Below are 2,275 nucleotides of genomic sequence, written 5' to 3'. Positions count from 1 at the left end.
TAGCAAAGGCCCCGCGTCGCTGCGCTCCGTTTGTTCGCGATGACGTGGAATTCCTGTTCGCTTTGCCTTGGAATCACGATTCACTTTGCCGTGGAATGGCCATTCACTTTGCGTGGAATACGCAGTCAAATAAATAGAGCGATCACTGATTGACCATTGGCGACTTCGGCAAGGGCAGTTCCAATGACGTTTGCTTAGCTGCAAACGCCGCGGACATACCCGGCTTCACCAGGCGATGCACTACGCTACTTTTTCGATTGACGACGCGTGGAACAAATGCCATGCCTATCACAAGCATGACGGGCGCTCCTGCGATCGGCTGCGATACCAGCGCCGTGATCAACAACGGCGCGCAAGTCGCGACTTTCTTCCAGCTCAGACCAGGGCCTAGTCTCAATCCGGAGAGTAGCAGGACCTTGCACGCGAAACCAAACAGTCCGATCATTCCCAGCTCCGCGAGCAGGCAGATCCCATCGTTCTTGCCAAGGCTCGAATAAAGGCCATTGCCAAGTGGATTGCGCCGCACATCCCGGAGACCCCGCTCGATTGAACTCGAGCGGTCTGAGAGTGAGGCGCCGTGCGTAAGTGCCTTGTCTTCCAGTCCGATATAAGGCGTGTACATCGACACCGGATACACTAGCCCAATCATGACCGCCGTGATTACTACACGCCATGACGCGACTCGCGAACCCGAGAATAAAAAGATGGTTCCAATGCTCATTGCAAGCAGAGCGATTCCTAGAGACGAAAACGCACAGATCGTCCCGCCAACAAGCCCAAACATCACAAGTCCGGATCGTCGCGTGAACGCTTCATATGCAAGGCAAAAACATGCAACTGCCTGATAGATGCCCGCTTCGCGGAAGAACGCACAATAACGGTCGAGCTTGACGGTTCCTGACACGTAATCACCGTAGAGCATTGAAAAGGGAAAATAGATAGCACCTGTCGATGTCTCCTGGTGCAGAGTGATCTCGGTATATCCTTTCACGTTCAACGAGAAAAGAAACAACGCATCCTTGCTCCCGAGTATTGCCGCCAGTACGACGGTAATGACGCTGGATAGACCGAGCACAGAAATAACCGTACACAAAGTCTTAAAAAATCTGCGGTTGGCTTCCACATCGATGAGGAACATGCCATAGACAAACGCGATCATGAGAGTGGTGACGAACTCTTTTAATACCCAGTCGAGTTGCGACATTTCGAAGACTATCGAGATGGGGCAAATATACAGCCAATACACACATAGCAAGCTCAGCAGCGAGGCAATGTCCCACCGAATCACGGCATTCGAATAACGAGTTCGTTTTGTGTTGTGCCATATATGAAGGTACACGAGCGGAACGGCCAATACCATGCCCAGAGACGTATATGTTTCACCAAGCGCCGTTGGACGCATCAGGAATAAGTTAAGAACCAAGCCCATGCTCACGACCCCGGTAAAGTCCGGGCCCTTTACTGAATATCTCCGCATCCACATTTTTATTATCACCAATGCTAGTTTTAAGGGATGAAAAACGGCGGCCATAGGCACCGGTTGTATTCGGTAATGGTCGCGGGCGTCCGCCGCGCAGCAACTGGGGTCGCACGGTGCACTTTCAATATCTTATTAAGCTTCCGACAGGATTACCGTATGCTTCCGTACATTGGAATTTGGAAGTACTTTGTTACCTGCTTCAACCAAGCATCGCTCGACTACCGCGCAGCCGGTCTTTCAGTCCTTCGATACCCTGGAACTGAAGGAGCGAGCAAGTGCGATGGTTTATATCGCGCGGCTCCGACGTTGACGGCCGTCATTCGCGCTCGCAATGTCCACAGTAACGCTCATGATATTCAGAAGCGACGACCCCGCTGAGCGCCTACACCTTAGCTGAAGCCAGGCGATTTAAAGACACGCGAAGTGCCGGTGCACGCAGTCGGCTGCAGAACAATACTAAAAACGGGCGGTCGCGAATCCAAACGCTTAGCAACGTGGATCGTCAGCGCGAGCAGGCAAGGGCATTCAACGTACTGTGGGCTGCAGATTCGACACGAAGCCGTTTCGGTTCGGCATGCGGATTTTCGGCAGGTTTTGTGCGTCCAACCGTGCGTTATCAGGAACGACGCCGTTCAAGTACGACATTACTACTTGGGGCCTACAACTAGTGTCGAGGCCAAGTTCAGATGTCGGGGTTCAAACTTTTTAGAAATGTCGGGTTTTGACTTTATCAATCTCTCTTTAAAAAGCTCATTTCCCCACCGCGGCTGCCCGCAGTTCGGCGCTTCTTAGCAT

1 protein-coding gene is annotated in these 2,275 nt (G+C 52.2%); it reads right to left on the bottom strand.

Going from position 1 to position 2,275, the window contains the following annotated elements:
* Positions 1–142: 142 nt before the first annotated feature.
* A complete protein-coding gene (locus ACRXB1_RS34805) occupies positions 143–1,429 on the bottom strand; it encodes a hypothetical protein (RefSeq protein WP_449494625.1) in 1,287 nt (428 codons plus the stop codon).
* Positions 1,430–2,275: the final 846 nt, after the last annotated feature.

The sequence above is a fragment of the Caballeronia sp. M23-90 genome, from assembly GCF_053574605.1.
Note: the sequence above shows the minus strand (reverse complement) of the source record. Positions and strands in the feature narration are given on the sequence as shown.